Origin of the sequence: Afipia clevelandensis ATCC 49720 (genome assembly GCF_000336555.1) — a bacterium.
GTDB lineage: Bacteria > Pseudomonadota > Alphaproteobacteria > Rhizobiales > Xanthobacteraceae > Afipia > Afipia clevelandensis.
On record NZ_KB375281.1, the window covers coordinates 1,031,466 to 1,053,086 of the forward strand.

8 protein-coding genes are annotated in these 21,621 nt (G+C 59.5%); 1 reads left to right on the top strand and 7 read right to left on the bottom strand.

Translation table 11 applies throughout. The features are described from left to right. Positions 1-566: 566 nt before the first annotated feature. The 4 genes from dapA to HMPREF9696_RS04770 form a co-directional block, all read right to left on the bottom strand. Positions 567-1,535: a 4-hydroxy-tetrahydrodipicolinate synthase gene (gene dapA, locus HMPREF9696_RS04755; protein WP_002711821.1), complete on the bottom strand. Its 969-nt coding sequence runs from the start codon at positions 1,533-1,535 to the stop codon at positions 567-569. A gap of 9 nt (positions 1,536-1,544) precedes the next feature. Continuing rightward, entirely contained in the window at positions 1,545-1,946 is a 402-nt protein-coding gene (locus HMPREF9696_RS04760; RefSeq protein ID WP_245259204.1) for a hypothetical protein, read from the bottom strand. Positions 1,947-2,019: 73 nt separating this feature from the next. Then, positions 2,020-2,301, bottom strand: coding sequence for a hypothetical protein (locus HMPREF9696_RS04765; protein ID WP_002711823.1), 282 nt, complete (start codon positions 2,299-2,301; stop codon positions 2,020-2,022). A 347-nt stretch (positions 2,302-2,648) separates the two neighbouring features. Beyond that, positions 2,649-4,241: an alpha-amylase family glycosyl hydrolase gene (locus HMPREF9696_RS04770; protein ID WP_002711824.1), complete on the bottom strand. Its 1,593-nt coding sequence runs from the start codon at positions 4,239-4,241 to the stop codon at positions 2,649-2,651. A 100-nt stretch (positions 4,242-4,341) separates the two neighbouring features. Between HMPREF9696_RS04770 and HMPREF9696_RS04775 the strand changes: the two genes are divergently transcribed. Next, the gene (locus tag HMPREF9696_RS04775) at positions 4,342-4,788 is read left to right on the top strand and encodes a hypothetical protein (protein ID WP_002711825.1); all 447 of its coding nucleotides are present in this window, start codon (positions 4,342-4,344) and stop codon (positions 4,786-4,788) included. A gap of 69 nt (positions 4,789-4,857) precedes the next feature. On the opposite strand, the gene HMPREF9696_RS04780 is transcribed toward HMPREF9696_RS04775, so the two are convergent. From HMPREF9696_RS04780 to HMPREF9696_RS04790, 3 genes are all read right to left on the bottom strand, one after another. Then, positions 4,858-19,746: a T1SS-143 repeat domain-containing protein gene (locus HMPREF9696_RS04780; protein ID WP_002711826.1), complete on the bottom strand. Its 14,889-nt coding sequence runs from the start codon at positions 19,744-19,746 to the stop codon at positions 4,858-4,860. Between the two features lie 379 nt (positions 19,747-20,125). After that, positions 20,126-20,425: a hypothetical protein gene (locus HMPREF9696_RS04785; RefSeq protein WP_157169996.1), complete on the bottom strand. Its 300-nt coding sequence runs from the start codon at positions 20,423-20,425 to the stop codon at positions 20,126-20,128. A 186-nt stretch (positions 20,426-20,611) separates the two neighbouring features. Then, positions 20,612-21,577 (bottom strand): transglutaminase-like cysteine peptidase, encoded by a 966-nt coding sequence (locus HMPREF9696_RS04790; RefSeq protein WP_002711828.1) that lies wholly within the window; start codon positions 21,575-21,577, stop codon positions 20,612-20,614. Between the last annotated feature and the right edge of the window lie 44 nt (positions 21,578-21,621).

Below are 21,621 nucleotides of genomic sequence, written 5' to 3' on the forward strand. Positions count from 1 at the left end.
TTTTGTATCTCGTTCTACAGCGGCACCGTTTCCGGTCAACGATGAGCCGGAGCCTGCGTTTGATGCCTCTGGCGAGACGGAAATTGCTCATAAAATGCTTTAGCTACCTAATGTCATATTACAAAATAAGACGTAACATGTTGAATAATATAGCATTTATATCCGCAAATTCTCGATCGTGAATCTCTTCCACAGATTGCGACAGTTTGGCTGCCGCAACTCTAGCGCGGCCTTGTCCCTGACGACTGATCGAGATCAAAAACGGCGGAGAAGGCGCGCTTCAGGCGCTGGCCGCTCAGCCGCTCCAGGTGACGCTGCAAGAGGTGCCTGTTGCCGGGACGGGGCTGCGCCAGAGCCTCGCAAAGCTCCGCGCTGGTGCGGTGAAAGAAGCAAAAGTCCCTCGACCGCTGCTGACCCGATCTGTCGATCTCGGTCGCCGCAGCCAGCGCGACAAGCCGATCCTCATCATCCAGCGTGACTGCATACCTTAGCAGCGCCAACAGCCAGGCCCGAATCGTCCTCTCGTGACGCCGATCGACAGGATCACCTCCGACGACCACTGTTGCTCACCGGATGGCACTGGCGCGCTGCGAGTCCGAGGTTTCCAAACGCTTCGGAGTATGCAGGCCGATGTTTTCGTCCGTCGCGCGAAGCGCCTCTTCAACCACGATCTGGGCCGCGTCCGAAAGCTCCACAAGCGGCAAACGAACATGCGGTGTCATCTTATGGGACAGGCTCAGCGCGTATTTAGCAGACGCGGATGGCGACTCACGTGTCAGAGCCGAGGTGAGGCGGCCGATCCGGACAGCCAAGGCTCTGGCGGTCTTTAAGTCGTCTTCGACGCAGCAGCGGTAAAGCTCCTGACATAGATCCGGGAGCAAATTTGATGTGACGGATATGCAGCCATCCCCACCATGCACCAGAAAGGCCGGTGCGGTCGCGTCATCGCCGGACAGCAATCGAAATCCCGGCCGGACCAATGCGCGCAGGCGCTGCAGCCGGAAAAGATCACCTGTCGCGTCCTTGAGGCCAACGAACCGCGCCGAGCGCGAGAGCTGCGCCACTGTGTCGTCCGACAACTCCCGAACCGTGCGGGAAGGGACGTCGTGCAGGATGATGGGAAGGCGTGTCGCCTCGGCGATTGCGCCGAAATGGGCATAGAGCCCTGCTTGTGTTGGTTTGTTGTAGTACGGAACCACGGACAGCACGGCATCGGCACCATCGGCTTCGGCCCGTCGCGAAAGTTCGATAGCGGCGCTGGTGGAGTTCGAGCCTGCGCCGGCGATCACGGCGGCACGGCCACGAGACACACGCACGGCAATGCGGGTGAGCGCCGAGTGCTCCGCATCGCTCAACGTCGAATCCTCGCCGATCACTTCACCGACCACCAGCGCGGTCGCACCGGTCGCGATCTGGCGTTCGCAGAGACCGCGGAACGCGGCGAGATCGAGTTCACCGCCGCTGTCGAAGGGCGTCGGAAGATCGGGAATGTAGCCCATCAGCCAGGTGGCGGGATGAATCATCGCATATGTCATGGCATGCCGTTACGCTGCTTTGGTAATATGGCTGAAATTTCGCCGCCGCGCCGACAAAAGGAACTGTTCGTGACATCTCACGCCGGCTTCGATGTGAAATCCGAGTCTCTCAAGCAGCGCCCGTACCTTCAGGTTTGAACCCGTCGCATGGAAATCGATGACGATCGCGATCGCGGCCGTTGTGCTCATAAAGGCGGAGACTTCGGTGACGGACTGTTCAAACGCTTGCAGCGAATGCTGGCCGGTGACTAGCCCGATCGTGTATTGGCCGCGCGGCACGCTCCGTCTGGTCGTCGAAACGCGCAGGAAGCCCCGGCGCCGCAGATCCAGTTCGGCCGCTGAACTGTCGCCACCCGCAAGAATGATCCGATGCAGAACGGATGGACGTGTCAGATCAATCATGGTCTTCATGACCTGCTCACGTGTCAGATCGAGGTTTAGCTGGATCATTGCGATGTCCTGAACGAGGGAGTGGCGCTGGGCTTTATGCGACCCGCCGCAGAGCGAGGTTCACAGAGCCCGAATTGCTCGCCAGGCCGTGCGAAGCGCTGCCGCCCATATCGAGTTCCAGCGGGTTGATCGCGGCCATGATGGTTTCAGGATGATGGCCATTCTCGAAAAGGGCGTATCGAATCGCTGCGGCGCGGCTAACGAACAGGCCGCCGAACAGTCCGTTTTGCTCCTGGGCGACCCATTGGCCGCGGCTGTTTTTGCCGATGAAAACCACTGCAGAACTGCACGACGGAGGTTCGGTCTGGTTGCTCATTTGAAAGCCTCAATTGATCCTGTTGCGGACCGCATTCCCGGATCGTCTGAATCGATCGGTCGCTGTGCAGTCAGACGACAATTTCAATTCGGGCTCATATGAATTCGAGATGGACTTTGGAGCGTTCGCATAAGCGAGGGATAAAGACGCCTTGAGGTCGCGTTGGGCACCGCGAGGCAACCATCAGGCTTCGTTGGAAACACTGGGCTCGGCAAGTGGCTGGCTTTTTGATGGACGGATTTCGGCGCAACATTATGGAAAAGCAGATGTATTTTTATATTCCATAATATACCTTATGCGAATAAGGTGCATACCCGGGCCAAGTGCCAAGGACGTGCCCAGCCTGCTTACCCGGCCAGCTTGATAACCACGCCCTCTGAACCGCGCAGCGTCAGCGTGCTCTTTAACGGTTCGCCGGTCCGATCCATGAAGGTCGACAGCACAATATCTCCCGCCCGGTCGGCCACGTCGAACAACGCAGGATCGCATCCGAAGTTCAGGACGATCAGCATGCGCGTACCCCGGTGGCCGCGCTGATATGCCAGCAGATCACCGGTCGCTTCAACGGACTCGTAATCACCCAGCGCAAGCTCAGGCATCGCACGGCGCAAAGCGATCAACGCACGATACAGGTTCAGCATGGAGGTCGGCAGATCGGTTTCGGCGGACACATTGCAGGTTGCCAGACCCGGTCCCAGCGGCAGCCACGGTGCACCGGAACTGAAACCCGCGCCCGGGCTCGCATCCCATCGCATCGGCGTGCGGCAGCCGTCGCGACCAAGCCCGAGGCCGGGCAGATTTGTCTCCCACGGATCCCTCACCTGATCCGGCGCAATGGCGGCCTGCGGCATCCCGATCTCGTCGCCGTAGTACAGCGTCGGCGTGCCTCGCAGCGTCAGCAGCAGCATCGCTGCGACACGGGCCTGGCCGTCGCCAACGCGGCTGGCGATACGCGACCTGTCGTGATTGCCAAGCACCCAGTTTGGCCATGCGCCCGGCGGCAGCGCGGCTTCATAGGCATCGACGAGCCGGGCGATGGCTTGCGCGTTCCACGGTGCGGCGATCAGCGCAAAGTTAAATGGTAAATGCGCGCCGGCGAGTCCCTGCCCGTAATAGGCGACGAGTTTTTCCGGCGGCAGATAGATTTCCCCGATCAGCACGCGATCGCCGAACTCCTCGATCACACCGCGCATTTCGGCGACAATCTCATGCACCTCCGGCCGGTCCGTCGAATGGATCGGCAGCAACTGCTGATAAGGCTGCTGACCGAATCTCCAATCGGGATTTGGCGGGTTATCGCGCAGGCGTTCGTCCTTGATCAGATGCCACATGACATCAACACGAAAGCCATCGACGCCCCGCCGCAGCCAGAACCGCATCACCTCGTGGATCGCCCTGCGCACCTGCGGATTGCGCCAGTTGAGATCGGGCTGGGAGCGCAGGAAGGCGTGATAGTAAAACTGGCCGGTGCGAACGTCGAACTCCCACGAACTGCCGCCGAACTCCGAGAGCCAGTTGTTGGGCGGGGCGCCCTCGCCGCGGCCGTCATGCCAGATGTACCAGTCGCGTTTCGGATTATCGCGCGAATTGCGGCTCTCAATGAACCAGGGATGCCGGTCGGAGGTGTGGTTCGGCACGAGGTCGAGGATGATTTTTAGATCCTCAGCGTGAGCCGCAGCAACCAGCGCGTCGAAATCCGCAAGTGTTCCGAACAGGGGGGCGATCCCGGTATAGTCGCTGATGTCGTAGCCGAAATCATCCATCGGTGACGGGAAGACCGGCGACAACCAGACCGCATCGACGCCGAGACTCTTCAGGTAAGGCAACCGCCCGGTGATCCCGCGGAGGTCCCCTACGCCATCGCCATCCGAGTCCTGAAAGGATCGCGGATAGACCTGATACAGGATGCCTGATTTCCACCAGGGAATGTCTTGGTCCATTGCCCGCTCGCAGCCTGCGTCATAGCCCAACGGCTCGTCCCGGCTTATAGTACCTGTTGGTATCCGGGGCTCAGGGCCCGGATCAAACCCGGAAAAGGTCATGACCGCGCATCGCAACACCCGTATGACGCTTTTGGCAGGCACCGTCTGGGGTGCCGCCCTGCTCGCGTTCGGTTCGTCCGGCTGGGCCCAGAGCACCACGGTCGAACGCAGCGCACAGGGACCTGCAGCAAAGGACATCCGGATCGGTGTCTATCTCAACGTGCAGCCCGACTGCACATCCGGCACCCTGCCCGCGATCCGGCTGGTCAATCCGCCGTCTAACGGGACAGTGAACGTCAAGCGCGGCAAGGTCACCGCGACCAACTACAAGCAGTGCATGGCGCTTGAAGTGCCGGGCTTCGTCGCCTTCTATCGCTCGAAGGCCGATTTCAGCGGAACGGATGTGGTGACACTCGAGGTGAAGTATCCGCAAGGCCGCACCGAGATTCAACGGATCACTGTCAAGGTCGGCGGCGCTGCCGGTCCGGGCGGACGGAATATCTGAATAGCTCAACATGAACGAAAAACCCCGGCTCAAAGGCCGGGGTTTTCGTCTACAGCCTCGCCGATCGCTCTAGGCGTGGAACTGCTGAACTGTTGCGTGATCGAGCATCATCTGGATCGCATTTGAACCCGTCGTGAGATTCGATCCGGTGTCGGCAATAGTCACCACACTCTGCCATGTTCCCGTCGTGTTGACCTGGATCGTGACATCACCGTCGATGGCCGGCAATGCGGATGCATCCGTCAGCACATGCGTTGTGTGTCCTGAATCGCTGTACATGAAGCGGACATGGCTGGCCTTGTCAGTCGCAACGCTTTCGAGCAGATACGACAGATCAATTACATCCTGATCGTTCACGCCGGTGGAGTTATCATAGTTCGTGATGCGGTCAGCATTGCTGTCACCCGCCTCAAGGAAGACGTAGGTGTCACGGTTTGATCCACCGGTCAGCGTATCGTTGCCTTCGCCGCCAACTATGAGGTTCTTGCCGTTGCCGCTGACAATAATGTCGTTGCCCGCGCCTCCCATCAGAATGTCGTCATGACCACCGTAAAGCTGGTCGTCGCCGTCGCCGCCCAGCATGAACTTCGGATCGCCTCCGCCATACTGGCTGCTGTAGAGCTTATCGTTACCGGCGCCTCCCGACAGGAATGAAGTGTTGCCGCCGCCGTAGAGGACGTCACTTCCGCCTCCGCCATAGAGAGCATCGTTTCCGTTGTCGCCATTCAAGGTATTGGCATTGTCATTACCGATCAGCACGTCGCTGGCCGATGCACCGGAAACAACAGTATTCCCCGGAACAGTCGATCCTGCCGCGATCTGAACGACATCGCTCTTCCACGAGTCGCTGTAGGAAGCGCTGTTCGTGATCTGCACGTACTGCGAATTGCTGTCCGGCAGCGCCGAGAACGCGACATACGTAAACGTATGCTCATGGGTCACCGTATCGACGGCGTCGATACGGTAGACTGTAAGCGTGCTCAGGTTGGTCGGATCGCCCGTGACAGTGCCCTGCGCGGCATTGACCGTCAGCCAGTTCGTTCCGCCGCTGTTGTAGACCTGCGTAAAGGTGAAGTTGAACGTGTCGCTGCCACCGCCGAAGATATTATCGGCGTCGAAGTTGATGGTTGCCGGTTGGCTGACCGACGCCGCATAGGTGCTGTTCGAGAATGCGTAATATGGACTCGCATCCGTGATCGTGGTGTGCGGCAGAGTTTCTGCAACATCCGTCACTGCAATGTCGAACGCCTGCGTATCGAACAATGTTCCATCCGACGCCTTGACGATCACACTGTAGTGGTTGTCGTGCCCCGCATCGAGCGGGTTCTCGAAATCAGGTGCGTTGATAAAGCTCAACGCGCCAGTTGCACCGTCGACCGTGAACAGAGCGGCATCAGCGCCGCCATCGATCGAGTAAACCAGAGTCGGGCCATCCGGATCGGTGGCATGGACCGCCGTGACGGCCGTCGTGTTTTCAGCGACCGTCAACGTCACCAGATCGGCACCGGCATGGGAGTCAATCACCGGCGCATCGTTGACGCCCGTAACATTAAATCGTGCCGTTCCCGTGTCAGTGTTTCCGAAGCCGTCGGACACAGTGTACTCGAAGCTGGCCTGACCATAAAAATTTGCATCAAGAGTAAAGCTGATGCTGCCTCCGAAAACCGATACAGAACCGCCGACAGCGCTACTGACGGATGTCACCGTCAACGGGTGTCCGCTCAAGTCGATGTCGTTGGCAAGCACCAGACCCGTGGAGAATGTGATGGTTCCCTGATCCTCGGTCGCCAAAGCGTTTCCATTGAAACGCCAAACGTAGTTGATCTTGGAATAGTCGGTGTGATCGCTGACGTAGGCAGACCACGCATCACCGTTCGGCAGATTATATCCAGCCGGAGCAGCATCCTGCGAGAAATTCTGCGCAAAAGCTGTCCACGCCTTACCCCACCCATCATACCAGCCGGTGGCGGTAATCGTTGCAGCGTTGTTATTCGTGGAAATCAGATAGTCAGACGCCGCGCCTCCAAACAACAGCACCGCTGCTTGAGCCGCGCTGTACACTGGAGGATTCAAGCCCCAGGCTACGCCGTCTGAGACCCGATAAGATCCAACGAACGTAATACCAGACAACACGTCGTCATTCGCGGTGAGATGCGGCGTCTCTGCAACATTCGTCACGGCGATATCGAACGCCTGCGTATCGGACAGCGCCCCGTCGGATGCTTTGACAGTCACATTGTAGTGGTTGTCGTGACCGGCATCGATTGGGTTCTCAAAGTCCGGCGCGTTGATGAAGCTCAGCGCACCGGTCGAGCTATTGACCGTAAATAGCGCGGCATCGGCGCCCCCATCAATCGTGTAGGTGATCGTCGGGCTATCGATGTCGCTCGCATGAACGGTTGTCACCGCCGTCGTGTTCTCGGCGACTGAAAGGGACACGAGATCAACACCGCTGTGCGAGTCGATGATCGGTGCGTCATTGGTGCCGTAGATCGTGATGTCGATGGTCTGCGAAGCCGTTCCATCATTCGACACCACGGTCAGCGTGTCGTGGACCGTATCAGTTGCCTTCAGGGCCTGCACATTCGGCGCCGAGTTATCCAGCGTATAAGTCCACGCGCCGGACAACGCATTGAAAGTGAAAGTGCCGTAGGTGCCGAGCAGGAGTACCGGATTCGGCGTCTGGAAGTGGTTGTCGCCAGTATCAACATCGTTGACGGTCAGCGTGCCGCTGGCCATCTGAACGGCGCCGTCCTCCATTACATCGCCCGTACCTGTGCCTGTGATTGTGGCACCGTCGTTTGTACCGGTAATCGTGATCGTCAGGAACGATGCGGAGGACGCACCATGATCGTCGATCATGCCGTACTTGAAGACATCGGTGACGCTCTGGCCTTGCGGGATCGAATCGAAGGCTGCGTTCGGCGTATAAGTGTACGTGCCGTCGGCATGCATGGTCAGATTGCCGTAGGTGCCGTGCGCGATAGCTTCGCCACCCACCAGCGTGATCGGCGGTTCCTGCGCGCCCTGCCCAATCGGATTGGCCGCGCGGATGCTGATCACCGCAAATCCCGACATGCTGTCTATGTCTGTATCGTTCGCCAGTACGTTGTGACCGGTGAACGTAATCGGTGCTCCGGCGTCAACCGCAGACGTATCGCTGATTGCTTCGCTGTCGACCGACGCAACCGGCGCATCGTTGGTGCCGACGATCGTAATGGTGATGGTCTGCGTATCAATTGCGCCGTGCGAGTCCGTCACGGTGGCTGTGAAGGTCTCGACTTTGGTCTCGCCTTCAGCCAGCGCCTGCGTCGCCACAAGGCCGTTATCCAGCACATAGGTCCACTTGCCGGTCTGATCGATCGACATCGAGCCGTAGGATGACGTGTTGGTGATCGACCAGGTCAGCGCGTCTCCGTCGACATCGGTTGCGCTGAGTTGTCCCGACGACGCGTGCAGGAAGCCGTGGAGCGGATCGAGATCCCAACCAAGCGCATTGTTGGTCACGCCTTCGTTGCCGCTGTAGATCGGGCGATCGGTGAGACCCGCCGCCAGGATCTGCGCCTTCAGGTCGGCAAGCAGAGTCGGATCGCTGCTGAACTTGTCGTCGATCGACGGGGTATCCACCGCACCGAGGAGGTTGTCGTGCAGCGACTGGAAGCGATCTGGCGCGCTGCCGTCGTCGCCGCTGTCAGGTGTGTATTTGACGATCACGTCCAGCAACGGACGGCCGCCATTCTGCAGATACTCGCCATAGACGAGGCCAAGCAGCACAGTGGCCTTGTTGATGAGCGGAGCATAGTAGGCCTGATCCACATCCGGGATCGACTGGCGCAGGTCGTCGAGATAGTCCCACACCGACGCGATCGCATCCGCCATGGTCGTTCCGGTGCCGAGCGCGGTCTGAACCGCAAGCACAACGGTCTTCATATTGGCTGCGGTATCGACGCCTGCGTCAATGGAATGTGCCGCGGTGCTGTCGACATTGCGCAGCGGTTCGAAGCGATGATCCGATGCGACATCGGCGGTCACAACGCTGTTCAGGCCTCCCGCCTCGAACACGCGCGCTGCGATCTCCGAGCCCGAAATGACTGGTCCGTCGTTCGAACCGGTAATGGTGAACTGGTAGATGCCGTTCACTGTGTCGCCATCAGAGTCGGTGACCGTGAACGGAACCGTCAGGGTCGCGATTTCCCCAGCGCTCAGGCTGTTGAAGTTCCCTGCCGGATCGACCGTCAGGTTTCCGGTGACAGGATCGTACGACAGCGTCGGCAGTCCCAGTGTCGTTCCAGCCGGCGTCGTGATCGTGGCATGGGCTGTGTCGAACGTCACGGCGCCCGGACCATCCGCGCCAAAGTTGAAATCGGCGCCGTTGGCGAATGTGATGATCGACGGAGCGTCCTCGCCAATATTGGCGTGGAACACGGGCATCGATTCAGCCGACGCCTGCACCAGGCTGACATTGGCGAGGTAAGTGCCGGTGTTATCGGGCGATCCGATCTCCTCGAAGGTAATCGTATTCGCACCGGCGATCGCGGTCAGATCCAGTGTCTCGATCGCCGTGGTTTGTCCCGGGTGATAGGTCCCGACCGGATTGCCGTTCCAGTAAACCTTGAGGCCCGCGGACGATGGGGCCGAAGCACCGATCTCGAAGCTGAGCGTGTAGTGCTCGCCGACCGCCAGGCCATTCAGTGTCTGGGAAATCGCAACATCCCCGGGTGTCGCCGCAAGATCGACCATCGGATGTCCGTTGGACGTAACGACACCGAGATAGCCGCTCTGGATCAGCTCGAGCTGAACGCCCGTCTGTCCCGGCTCGGTTCCGGAAATTTTCCATCCGGTACCATCGGTCGCCCAATGTCCCCAGGATTCGGTGTGCGGGAAGCTTCCGCCGGTAAAATCACCGTTGGTGAGCAGGTTCACCGATGTTGTCGGGCCAGTGATCACCGGGATATCGTCGCCGACTATGACCTTGAGATGGCTATCGACGTAATCGGTATCGCCGTCGGTGACGCGGTAGTTGAGGTCGAAGCTTTCGCTGTTCTCGCCGTTCCCGCTTGGGTGATGAATCGGAGCGATCTGCGTGATCGTGTAGTCACCGGTCGCCGGATCCAGCGTCACCGTGAAAACCTTCACGTTCACGGCATTCTGCAACTGGTACACCTCAAGGGTGTTGCCGTTGATGTTGCTGGAATAGTCGCCGGTCGCCGGCAGCGTCGGATTGAGCCACGACAGGTGGCCATTCTCGTCGGCGCCGAAGCTATGGCTGAGCGTGCCGGATGCCGTCTTGGTGTCGCCCGGTTCGGGGTTGCCGCCGGTCAGCGCGTCATCCTGAACGCCAGTGACCTGCTCCGTGGTCGCCGGAATCGTCGGGACCGAATCCTTGACAGTGACGTCGACCGTACGATCGACGAAATCACCATCGCCATCGGTGACGCGGATGGTGAAGTTCAGGTCAAGCGTATTCGAACCTTCCGCGTGGTCGAGGTTCTGGAACAGGGTGAAGATATAAGTCGGGTTCGCAGGCGAACTCAGAGCCACGATGAAGACGGGATCGTCAGCAGTCGCGCCATGCTTGAAGGCAACGAGCTGCTTCTCGCCATACTGGGTAGTGCGCAGTTCATAGTCCAGCGGCGTGCCGTCGGATGTCAGCCCAGCCGGATGCAGCGGAACACCGTTGCTGTCGGTAGCGAAGCTGAGAACTGCGCCGCCCTTATCGGCGCCCATGCTGACGTGCAGGCTGCCGAAGTCCGACTGAGCTAATGGCGTATTGGTCTCGTCCACGGTTATGGTGTCGGCCGAACCGACAAGGACAGGCGTATCGTCATCAACTGTGATCGTCAGCGTGCTGTCGGCCGTATCGCCATCCGCGTCGCGTGCTGTGAAGCCGAACGTGAGGTTGATATCGTCCTCGCTGCCGGACATCGGATGATCCAGCGGCTTGAGCAGGTTGAATGTGTACTGGCCAGTCCCCTCATCGGAGAGCGAAACCGTGAAAACCCAGTTCGTCTGCGATGCGGCGTTGAAGGCGCCAGTATAACCGACAAGCTTGGTGCCGTTCTCGAGGATTTGGTAGTGAACCTCCTGCCCTGCCGAGTGCAGCGTGATCGCACTGGCACCGACAAACGCGGTTACCGAAGGCTGCAATCCGCTCACGCCGGAATTCGAATCCGCGAAATAGACCGCACGCCCCGTGAGAGTTGCGACATTGTCCGACAGCGCGTTGGCTGCGGTGCCGTCCTGAACATTGCCGGCATCGGTCACGTCACCGGCATCGGCGCCCCACTTGACGCCGAGGCTGCCGATTGCAGATGCCGTAGTGCCGGTCGCATCGCCCAGTCCGCCAGCATTACCGCCATTGAGGGAATCCTCATTGACGATCGCATTCGTCGCGTACATCGCGACGTTCGCAAGGAAAGTGCCGCCGTTGTCAGCTATGCCGACCTCACGGAATTCGAGCGTGTTGCTGCCCGCACCACCAATAACAACAATGCTGAACTGCTCGAAGTGGTCGCTGTTCGGTGTAATCGTGCCGACAAGCTGACCATTCCAATAGACTTGCGTGGTCGCATCGTAACCCGCTGGCTTCGCCGCATCGAAGGTGAGCGTATAGCTCTGGCCATTCTGCAGATTGGCGAAGGTCTGGCTCAGCGACACGTTGCCGGGGGTCGCGTCGAGATCGACCACACGCCCGCCATCGGCTGGATCCTGAACGTACCAGTTTGCCGGATTCCGCTCGAGGTTGTTGTTGGCGATGTGCCAGCCCTTGATGTCGCTGTTGGCCGGAGCTGCCTGACCGCCCCAGGACATCGGAGGTGCGAATCCGGCATTATCGGTGAACTGGCCATTGACGATCAGATTTTCACCGGCAGCCGGCGTTACGATCACCGGCATATCGTCGTCCACCGTCACCTTGAACGTGCTGCTGGTGGTGTCGCCGTCGAAATCCTTCGCGGTGTAGTTGAAGGTGAAGACGAGATCATCTTCCGTGCTGTGCAGCGGATGATCGAGGACACCCTTCAGGGTGAAGTCGTAGGAACCGCTGCCTGTGCCGGAAAGCACCGTCGAGAACACGACATTCGCTGCGTTGATGCTTGACGGTGCGGAGCCCGTATAGCCAACGAGCGTAACCGAATCCAGCAACACAAAATGCAGCGCCTGACCGTTCGATGTAAGCTGGTTCAGCGCTACGGTGTTGCCATTGGAATCGGTCACCGTGATATTGGCTGCGGCATTGCCCAGATCGCTGAAGTAGACCGGCCCCGGCACTTCCGGCGCAGCGCCGCGCGTCATGACAACGTCATCGACCTGAACGTAGGCCGCCTGGTTGCCATAGACACCGAAGGACACGCTGACGAGTTGCTTGCCGTCTATCGGGCTTCCGGTGGTGTCGAACGTCGTTGGCGTCGACCCGTCGAGATTGAAGACATTCTGTACGGCCACGTCGAAGGTGTAGGTCTGCCCTCCGACATCCTTGGCAATCACGGTGATCTTGGAAACGAGGCTAGGGCCTCCCGCAAAAGACAGCTTCACGCTATCCAGTTCAAACGGATGGCCGTTTGCAGCCGTAATCACCACGGGCGCATTCTGGCCGCCACCGAGCGCGCCGACCGGCGCATTTCCGACCACTCCAAAGTGCGCGTTAACCGTCAGATATGGGTCAATGTTGGTGCTGTGGTTGGTGAAGTCGAAGGTCTTGGTGACACCTGGATTGGCCGCCGCGCCTACGCCAGGTCCATCCGCACCGTAGCTGATGCCGAGTGAACCATGCGCGACGAGTGTGCCATCGTCCGCCAGGTCGCCCGGAGCGGAGTCGTGGTTGCCGTTTGGAGCAAGGTTGTCCTCGTCGACCCCGCCGTTCTGGACGGAGGCAAGCGTGATGATCGGCGAGTCGTCATCGACCGTGACCTTGAACGAGCCTGTGACACTATCCTTGTCAGCATCCTTCGCCGTGAAGTTGAACTTAATCGAGATATCATCTTCGCTGTTCACGATCGGATGATCGAGATTCTTGAACAGTGTGAAATTGTAGGTGCCCGTCGTGGTGGTATCGTCGAGCGTGACGCTAAACACGTAGTTTGCCGTGTTGTTGGCATCATTGCCGGTGTAGCCGACCAGCGTCTGGGTATCGCCGACCGTGACGAGGTGATACTTCACCGCCGCGCCATGCGATGTGATCGCCACATTCGCGTCGTTGAGGACAGCCGCGCCTTCCGTGATGCCGTTAAACGCCAGCGAACGGTTCGCTGCGCCGGAATTTCCGTTGTCGGCTCCCCACGAAATTCCGAGGCCGCCCGACGCGGTGGTGGCTTCGCCGGCATAGTCGCTGCCAGCGTAAGGAGCCGGTGCGCCCGGATTGCCGTTGATGCCCTCCTCGTCCACCGTCTTGTTTTCAACCGAACCCGCAGTGAAGGTTGGTGCGTCGTCGTTGATGGTGACATTGACCGTTGCAGTAGTTGACGTGTCGCCATCGCCGTCGGTGATGGTGAACTGGAACGGAATCGTGATGTCGTCTTCGCTGTTGGCGCTGTTGGCGCCCAGGTGATCCAGCGGCCTCGACATCGTGAAAGTGTACGCGCCGGTCAGGACATCCGTGACCTGCAGGGTGAAGACGGTGCCATTCGTGTTGCTCGCCGTCAGGGTGTGTGAGGCCTGATCATAGGCGTATGTCAGCGCCAGCCCTTCTGACTTCAACCCGAGGGCTGAGAGGTTTGAGGTCAGGAAAGTGACATTCGTCGTCGGTGATGCACCATCCGACCCGTAGGAATAGTTCAGCGTGCCATTCGAGGATGCCAGCGACGTGGCCGCATCGTGCGGATTGGTGCTGGCGTAGGTATCACCCGGATTTCCGCCAAGGCCTTCTTCATCGACCGTGATCGCAGTCTGGGTGCCGACAGTCGGCGTGTCATCATTCACCTTGATAGTGAGCGTGCCTTGCGAGGACTGGTCACCATCTCCGTCGGTCACCTTGAACGGAATGGTGATGGTCAGGTTCTCTTCGCTGATCGCCGACGACGTATCGTTCTTGACTGGCGCATTGAGGGTGAAACTGTACGAACCATCGACCCGGATGATCAGGGTCGCCGCGGGATGATCCGCGTCATAGTGGCTGCTTGTGGCAATCCACTTGGTCTCGCCATTCGGTCCCTGAACGCCGGTCGACGACCAGGTAACCGCTTCCGTTCCAGCCAAGCCGTTCGCGTCCTTGAAAATGACGCTGAATGTCGTGGGTGTTGCGGTGACGAGCGTTACGCCATCGGCACCAGCGGTGAACAGCGTATTTGCGGTTCCCGAAGCGACGTTGGTGTTCGTGACGTCGCCCGTGACAGTATTATTGTTCGCAGGGAACAAGCTTTGGGCTTCATCGTCCAACTGGCCGCTTGCAGACGGAGTCGTCAGCTTCGGCGTATCGTCGTCAACCTTGATGGTCAGTGAACCGGTGACGGAATCCTGATCGAAATCGGTGACGGTGTACTTGAACTTGAGTGAAACCTCTTCTTCGTTGCTCTGATTGGTCGGGTGAACGACTGGGGCACTCATCGTAAACGAATAGGAACCGTCGATCTTGATGACGAGAGTCGCAACTGTAGCGTAGTGATCGCTGTATGCCGTCAAGGTCACGGTGCCATCGGCCGCAGTGACGGGATCGTGCCACTGGACGGATTCCGCCTGTGCAAAGCCATTATCATTCGCAAAAAGGACGCTGAACGACGGCTTGTCGGTGACGGTGATGGTGCCGAGATCATCGGCGCCGATCGAGAACAGGCTCTTCGCGCCTCCCTGCGCAACAGTTTTCTGACCCGAAATATCACCCGTTCCGCCGGTGTTGACGGGCGTGAAGATGCTCTGACCTTCGTCATCGAGCACATCAGACGCCGTGACATCACCCTTCGACACCGGTTGATCGTCGATCACGTCGATCGAGAAACTGTCGCTCGCCAGCGTGATGGTGTCACCGTCGAAATCGGAGAAGCGGATCACGGACGAGAAGTCGATATTGGCGATGTTTTCGCCACCCCCAGCGGGATGGTCGATCTGGTCGAGCAGCGTAAAGACGTAATCGCCGGCTGTCTTGCCTCCGCCGGTATTGTTCACGATCGTCAGCGTGAACACCGGGCGACCGCCCGAGGTGCTTCCGGTCAGCGTGTCATTCAGCCCGTCACCGTTCGTATCGCTCAGGGTATACAGAACCTGCTCGCCCTTTGACATGACGACGGGCAGATCTGCGGTTTGTCCGAATGAGAACGTGCCGTAGTAAACAGGAATTCCGAGAATAGTGGTCTTGGAGACCTCGTCTCCCCCGACGCTCACGAGTGAACCAAGATTACCGGTTGCCTTGTTGCTCGTCTGATCGATGAAGCCGAGGAAAAGCGGCTCGTTCGCCGTATCCTCGTTGCCATGGTTCATCTCCGGCGTGCCGGCCCCGACGTTCTCTTCTTCTTCGACCGTACCCTTCAGCGTCGTGCCAGTCTGGCGCGGCGTATCGTCGATCACCTTGATCTGGAAGCTGTTGGTTCCGAAGCCCGTGGAGTCGCCGTCGAAATCGGTGAAGCGGATCGCCTTCGACAGATCGAGATTCTTCAGATCTTCGGTGGACAGACCATTCGGGTCGTTGTGGTCGATCTGGTCGAGCAGCGTGAACGTGAACAGGTCGTTATTGACGTTGTCGAGCGGATTGATATCAGCCAGCGACACCGAGAACACGACGCGCTCGCCGTTGCCGGTTTCCAGAATGCCGTCGCCATCGTCATTGGCGATGCCGATAAGCTGGCCGTCGTTGGTGAAACCGAATGTCACCGCCTGGCCATGCGACCTCACGGCTGCGCCGGTGGAATCGACGACAGCGATGCCGCGAATGCTCTGATCGAACGAGAACGTTCCGTTCTCGTCGGCTCCGATCTTCACGAGTGAGGACAGCGAGCCGAACGAGACATTGGACGTGACGAGATCGCCCAGCAGACCGCTTGTATCGTGATCGTCGCCGCTATCGCTGTTGAGGTCCTCGTTGCCATGCGCCATTTCGTTGCCGGCGATCGCAAGCAGCAGATTGTACTGTTCTTCCTCGACCGTGCCGAACACCTGCGCGCCGGTCACCGGAACAGGCGCGTCGTCCAGGACCGTCAGCACCAGATTGCTGGTACCAAGGTCGATCACGTCGCCATCGAAGTCGGTATAGGTCACGAATTTGGACAGGTCGATATTCAGCGAGGTCCCGTTCGCCCCCGTGTGATCCACCTGGTCGAACAGGCGCAGGTCATAGAATCCAGCGTCCGTCACTGTCAGCGTGAACACAACGCGGTCACCCGCGAAGAATCCCATCACCGTGCCGAGGCCGGCGATATCGACCAGTTTCACATGGTCGATGGCCTCGCCCTTGGACATGATGCCCATGCCCTCGAGCAGACCGTCCGCGCGATTTTCCGACACTACGCCGAACTTGCCGAATTCATCCGCGCCGCCATGAACGACGTTGTTGCCGATGACTTCGTCGAGGAAACCCTGCTGTGACGTCGTGTTGAGCAGGAGATCGGTATCGGCGTTCGGGTTCGTGCCGCTCGATCCCTCAACCGGATAGAGGTCCTTGATCGCGGCCGGAATGAGATCCCAGCCAACAAGGAAGTTGTTCAGGTGGCTTTCGTCCAGCGTGACGGTGAGCGAACCGATGACGTGCGGAATGTCGTCAACAACAGTGACGACAAAAGTGCCGGTTCCGAGGTCCACCGTGTCGTGATCGTAGTCCGAGTAGGTCACGAACTTGGACAGGTCGATATCGAGTGAGTTCTCGTCCGCGATCGGTGCAGCGTTCGGGTCCTGAGCCGGCGCTGCGTGATCGAGTTGGTCGAACAGGCGGAAGTTGTAGGTGCCATTCTCCGTCACAAGGAGGCCGAACACGAGGCGGCCGTCGGACGCAAAGAAGCCCATGACCTCGCCGAGGCCGGGGATATCCACCAGCCGCGCATCGTCGATAGCATCGCCGTGCGACATCAGCGGACCGCCGCCCGCGCCAAGAGTTGCGAGAAGCTCGTTCGCGCGTGTCTCCGACACCAGCTCGAACTTGCCGAACTCATCGGCGCCGCCGCGCACGTTGTCAGCCAGCGTGCCCCAGGCAGTAACCGTTCCAAGCAATCCCGTATAGCTGCTGTCGTCCGTCGCGCCGTCAAACGGGCTGCTGCCGAGCGATCCCTGCCAGAAATCGAACACCAGCGGATAGAGCGGGTTGAAGTTCGCGAGATCGTTTTCGTTCGCCGTGACTGCTTCGTGACCAACCACAACCGGAGCGTCATCGACGACGTTGACCGAGAAGGTGCCAGCGGACAGCGTAATCGTATCCTTGTCGAAATCGGTGTAAGTCACCAACTGCGAGAGGTCGATATTCAGTGTGTCCTTGACTGACTCAAGCGCGGCAGTGTTGGGATCATCGCCTACTGGATGATCGATCTGATCGAACAGGCGGAAGTTGTAGGTGCCGTCTTCGGTAACGAGCAGGCCAAACACAAGGCGCCCGTCGGATGCGAAGAAGCCCATGGCTTCACCGACATTCGGAATGTCGACCATCCGGACATCATTGATCACATCGCCATGCGACGACAGTGTGCCGCCGTTCGGGCCGAGATGCGCCAGGACGGATTCCGCCTGCGATTCGCTCACGAGATGGAATTCACCGGGGCCATCCGCGCCGGGTTTCACGAGCGAGGACAGATTGCCCCAGACCGGCACAGTGCCCAGAAGGCCCGTATGGCTGTTGTCGCCGGCTCCGTCGTAAGGGCTGGTGCCGAGCGATCCCTGCCAGAAATCGAACAGTAGCGGATAGAGCGGATTGAAATCCGCAAGATCGTCCTCCGCCGCGGTACCGGTGATGGTTTCGCCGGTCTGGATAGGAGCATCGTCGTTGATGGTGACGTGGAACGTGCTGCTGGCCGTATCACCGTCTGCATCGGTGGCCGTAAAGCCGACATCAATCTGGATATTATCTTCCGCATTCGACGTCGGATGGTCGAGCGGCTGGAGCAGCGTAAAAGTATAGGATCCAGTGCTGGTGCTGTCGTCGAGCCTAACGGTAAACACCCAGTTGGACTGGTTGTCCGCGTCGGCACCGGTATAGCCGACCAGCGCCGGCTGTCCGCCGATCGTGGTCAAGTGCAGCAGGACCGCCTGATCGTGCGAGGAGATCGCATTGCCGCCGGCATCTGTTGCAGCAGCACCTTCGGTGACGTTGCTAAAAGAAAGCGAACGGTTTGCAACCGAACCGGTGTTGTTGTCGTCCGCGCCCCACGAGACACCAAGATTGCCGGAGAACTTAAAGTCTCCGGTGCCAGGAGCTGGCGGCTGTGCGTAGGTATCGCCGTCATTGCCGTTGGCAAGGTAGTCTTCGTCAACAGCACCATCCTGAATGCCATTGGCATTGATGGTCGGCGCGTCGTCACCAACCGTGACGCTGAACGACTCGTTAATGGAATCGCCGTCGCTGTCGGTGGCCGTGTAATTGAATGACAGATCGAGCGCGTCGAGGTTGACCGGCTGCCCCTCGCCCGATGACCCGACGTGATCGAGTTCCTGATACTGGGTGAACACGTAGCTGCCGGTGTTGGTGTCATGCAGCTTGACGGTGAAGACGGTGCTTTCCGACGTCGGACTGTCGCCCGTATAGCCGACCAGAAGCGTACCGTTCTCCTGAAGGACAAAGTGAACCTGCTCTCCATGCGAATACAGATCGCTGGCGAGCGAGGTTTCGCCACTGGACAGATTGACCGTTGTGTTCGTGAAGATCAGAGAACGGTCACCGTTCTGTCCGGTGGTCTGCGAAACACCACCATCTTCGGTGTTGTTGAAATTATCCGCGCCCCACAGAACACCGAGCGTGCCGCCGCGAACGGACGTACCGCTGGCCGGATCCTTCAGATCAGCGTGCGGAACCGGGCTGTCTCCCAGGCTCACCGGCAGGTCGAATCCGTCCGGATTCAAATCCGGCGAGTCGTCATTGACGTTGACCGTGAAGTCCGGAAACACCGTGCCCGCGGCGTTGGTCGCCGAATAGTGGATGATGAGCGCGATGGTGTCTTCGGTGCCGTGCTCCGGATGATCCAGCGGGCGAAGCAAGGTGAAGCTGTATTCGCCGGTGTTCGTGGTCAGGCCCAGAGTGATCTCGAAAACGTGCGAGCCCGGGGCGTTCGGGTCGAGGCCGACAAAGCCGATAATGGTCGGCGTGCCCCCAGCCGGATTTGAGATCACCAGATTGATCGGCTCGCCGCCGGAGGTCAGGCCGCTCAGTTCGGGCTGTGCGGTAAGGAAAGCGAGGGTCGCGCCGCTGGTGCCCAGCGCGCCGAAGTTCAGGTTGAGTGAAGCGTTGACGACAGAGGTCGCGTTGCCGGGAGCGTCGCCTGGGCCGCCCTCAATGCCTTCGGACAGTCCCTCGTCGTCGATCTCGCCGACAACCGCTGTACCGACACCGATCTGAGCCAGTCCCGGCTCGGTGTTGCCGAATTCAGGGCCGCCGAATTGTTCGTCGCCGAGAAGCGCAAGCGGATTGCCCCCCGGCCCAAGGCCGTTGACCTGCGCATCGCTGAAATTCGCGCCGCCTGTCGGGCCGCTGGCATTGCCGCCGGCCGCAGGAAGCACCGACTGATCGGTGCCGATCGGAAACAGCGCGGCGAACTCCGTGCCATCCAGCGTCCTGTCGCCAACCTGGAAGCCGATGTCTGCAAGCGGATTGCCGCTGGCTGAGTCGAAAACCGGATCAATGGTCACCGTCGACTGGTTGTCGAACAGCACGATCAGCTTTTCGCCAACCTTGACGAAGGTCAGCTTCTCGCTGGCGATGTCACTGAAGTCGAGCCGCGTGTTGCCATCGAGATGGAAACTCAGCGCCTGCGCATTTGCAGGCTTTTCTATTTTCAAGGTCTTGGGCGGTGGGGCCTGAGTCGAGCCGGAGAGCTGCGCCAGCAAAACGGGTGCGTTCATCGCAATACCTCAAAAATAGCTTTTTGGCCGTCGAAACGGCGCCTAAACCAGCCTTTAAGGTATTCTTAACTATCGGAACCCGTCAACAATTGAAGCGATTTTTCGTCGCTTTTTAAGCGTTTTGGTTAAGTCAAACGCCCTTTTGCCCATGTAAAGAAAACGTCGTTCATGAAAAGCGGACGACAGAATTCTTCAATATAGTTGGATGGCTGAAGGTATAAATTGCAAGAATCTCAATTAATCTTACGAACAATAACCCGTAAGAAGTACCTGTAGCCGGAGATTTACTTGCCGATTTCGACGCAAGCCTTGGTGATAATCGGCCATTGGCCGATCTGTCAGGCGTTCAATTTTTGCAGGGCTTTCGATCCGAGGTAGATCAGGCCGCCAGGCCGACGTTACACGCAATCGGCCGGTTCTTATGCAGGAAAAGCAGCGCGCGATTCCGCACGCCATCGAGCCAGAATCCCTTTCCGGCATACCGGTATCCGATGCCCATGGGGATCAGGCGAACCTTCGCTGCCCGATGCGGCGCGAAGTAGAAACGGCCGGTGACGACATCGCCCCCATAGGTCACCGGATCGGACTGGAGCATGTAGTTTGCGCCGTTCTCGCAGGCGACCACGAACGCTCCGCCGACAGGCGCGACCGGAAGCATGCCTTCGTCTGCGCTGGCCACCCTGCCCGCGCCGAGCGTAACGGCGCAGCACAATCCCAAGCCCAAAACGAGATTTCTGAAATGAATGCGCATGACAATGCCCCGTGCCCCGAATATGCCGCGCACTATGGACGCAAACAGGCGCGGGACGCAAGCTGAAGGGGCTTCAAAATGTCCCGATTCGCAGGGCTTTCCGGCGATATCCGCTTAGAGAACCGGCGGCAATTCACGCAGCGCGCCGCCGAATACCTCGCGATCGGACGCCGGCAGGATATCGGTCTCGCTCTCATGGAGCGCGCGCGACGCATACGGTGCTGCGAACAGATTGACGCCACGGCTATCCAGCGTGAACAGCGGCAGGAAATGACGCAGGTCCGCTGTTTCCATCGGCGTATCGCGGCGGTTGTCCAGGACGAGCCAGCGCGCATCGAGGCGGACGGCCAGTACGGCGTGATCCTGACGCACGGCGCGATCCTTCACGAGCAGCAGCCGAAGATCGCTCTCGGCGACCCCTGCCTCGCGCAGCAAAGCATACTTGGCGATGGCGTAATCCTCGCAATCGCCCTGCCCTGCGGCCAAAGTCGCCAGCGGGGCGGTCCAGCGGTCGGCGACGCCATGCTGGGCGTAGTCGCTCACGTAGCGGACAGCGTTGTTGACCATCGCATTGACCCGGTCGATCCGCGCCCGGTCCGGCAACGGACGAACGTTGTCGACGATCTCGACGAAGCGATCGGCGGGCTCCGAGCAGGTTTCGCGAAAGATACGGCAGCGCTCGATCTGGTCGCGCTCGGTCGCCATGGCGTCGCCAATCGCGCGCCACTTGGTCCAGAGCAGGCCTTCCGGTGCACGGAAGACAAACAGCCCGAACGGCTCGTCGCTCGTTTCGGGAACGAGCTTGGACGCCGGAGCATCGCTGACGACATCGCCGTAGACGGCCGAAGCGACTCGCGTCTGCGCCGGCGAACCCGCCTTTGCGTCATGCTTGGCGAGCACGCTGTTGATGGTGAAGAAGCGAAGGGGAGCCGGAGCGGCCATCACCGGCGCTTCGTCGATCATTGCCTTGACAGAACGCGACTTGGCGTCCGCGACGCCAACCGCCGCGAGAGAACAAGCCGCGACAAAAATAAAGCCGAACGCGCGCGGAAAGGCCCGCGAGTGCCTGATACGCAACATGACTGACGCTCCACTGTCCGGAGCATCGGCCGACGATCAAGCGT

Coding starts and splice junctions, on each gene's coding strand:
- dapA (WP_002711821.1), bottom strand. CDS start 1,535: ATGACATATGCGATGATTCATCCCGCCACCTGGCTGATGGGCTACATT.
- HMPREF9696_RS04760 (WP_245259204.1), bottom strand. CDS start 1,946: ATGAAGACCATGATTGATCTGACACGTCCATCCGTTCTGCATCGGATC.
- HMPREF9696_RS04765 (WP_002711823.1), bottom strand. CDS start 2,301: ATGAGCAACCAGACCGAACCTCCGTCGTGCAGTTCTGCAGTGGTTTTC.
- HMPREF9696_RS04770 (WP_002711824.1), bottom strand. CDS start 4,241: ATGGACCAAGACATTCCCTGGTGGAAATCAGGCATCCTGTATCAGGTC.
- HMPREF9696_RS04775 (WP_002711825.1), top strand. CDS start 4,342: ATGACCGCGCATCGCAACACCCGTATGACGCTTTTGGCAGGCACCGTC.
- HMPREF9696_RS04780 (WP_002711826.1), bottom strand. CDS start 19,746: ATGAACGCACCCGTTTTGCTGGCGCAGCTCTCCGGCTCGACTCAGGCC.
- HMPREF9696_RS04790 (WP_002711828.1), bottom strand. CDS start 21,577: ATGTTGCGTATCAGGCACTCGCGGGCCTTTCCGCGCGCGTTCGGCTTT.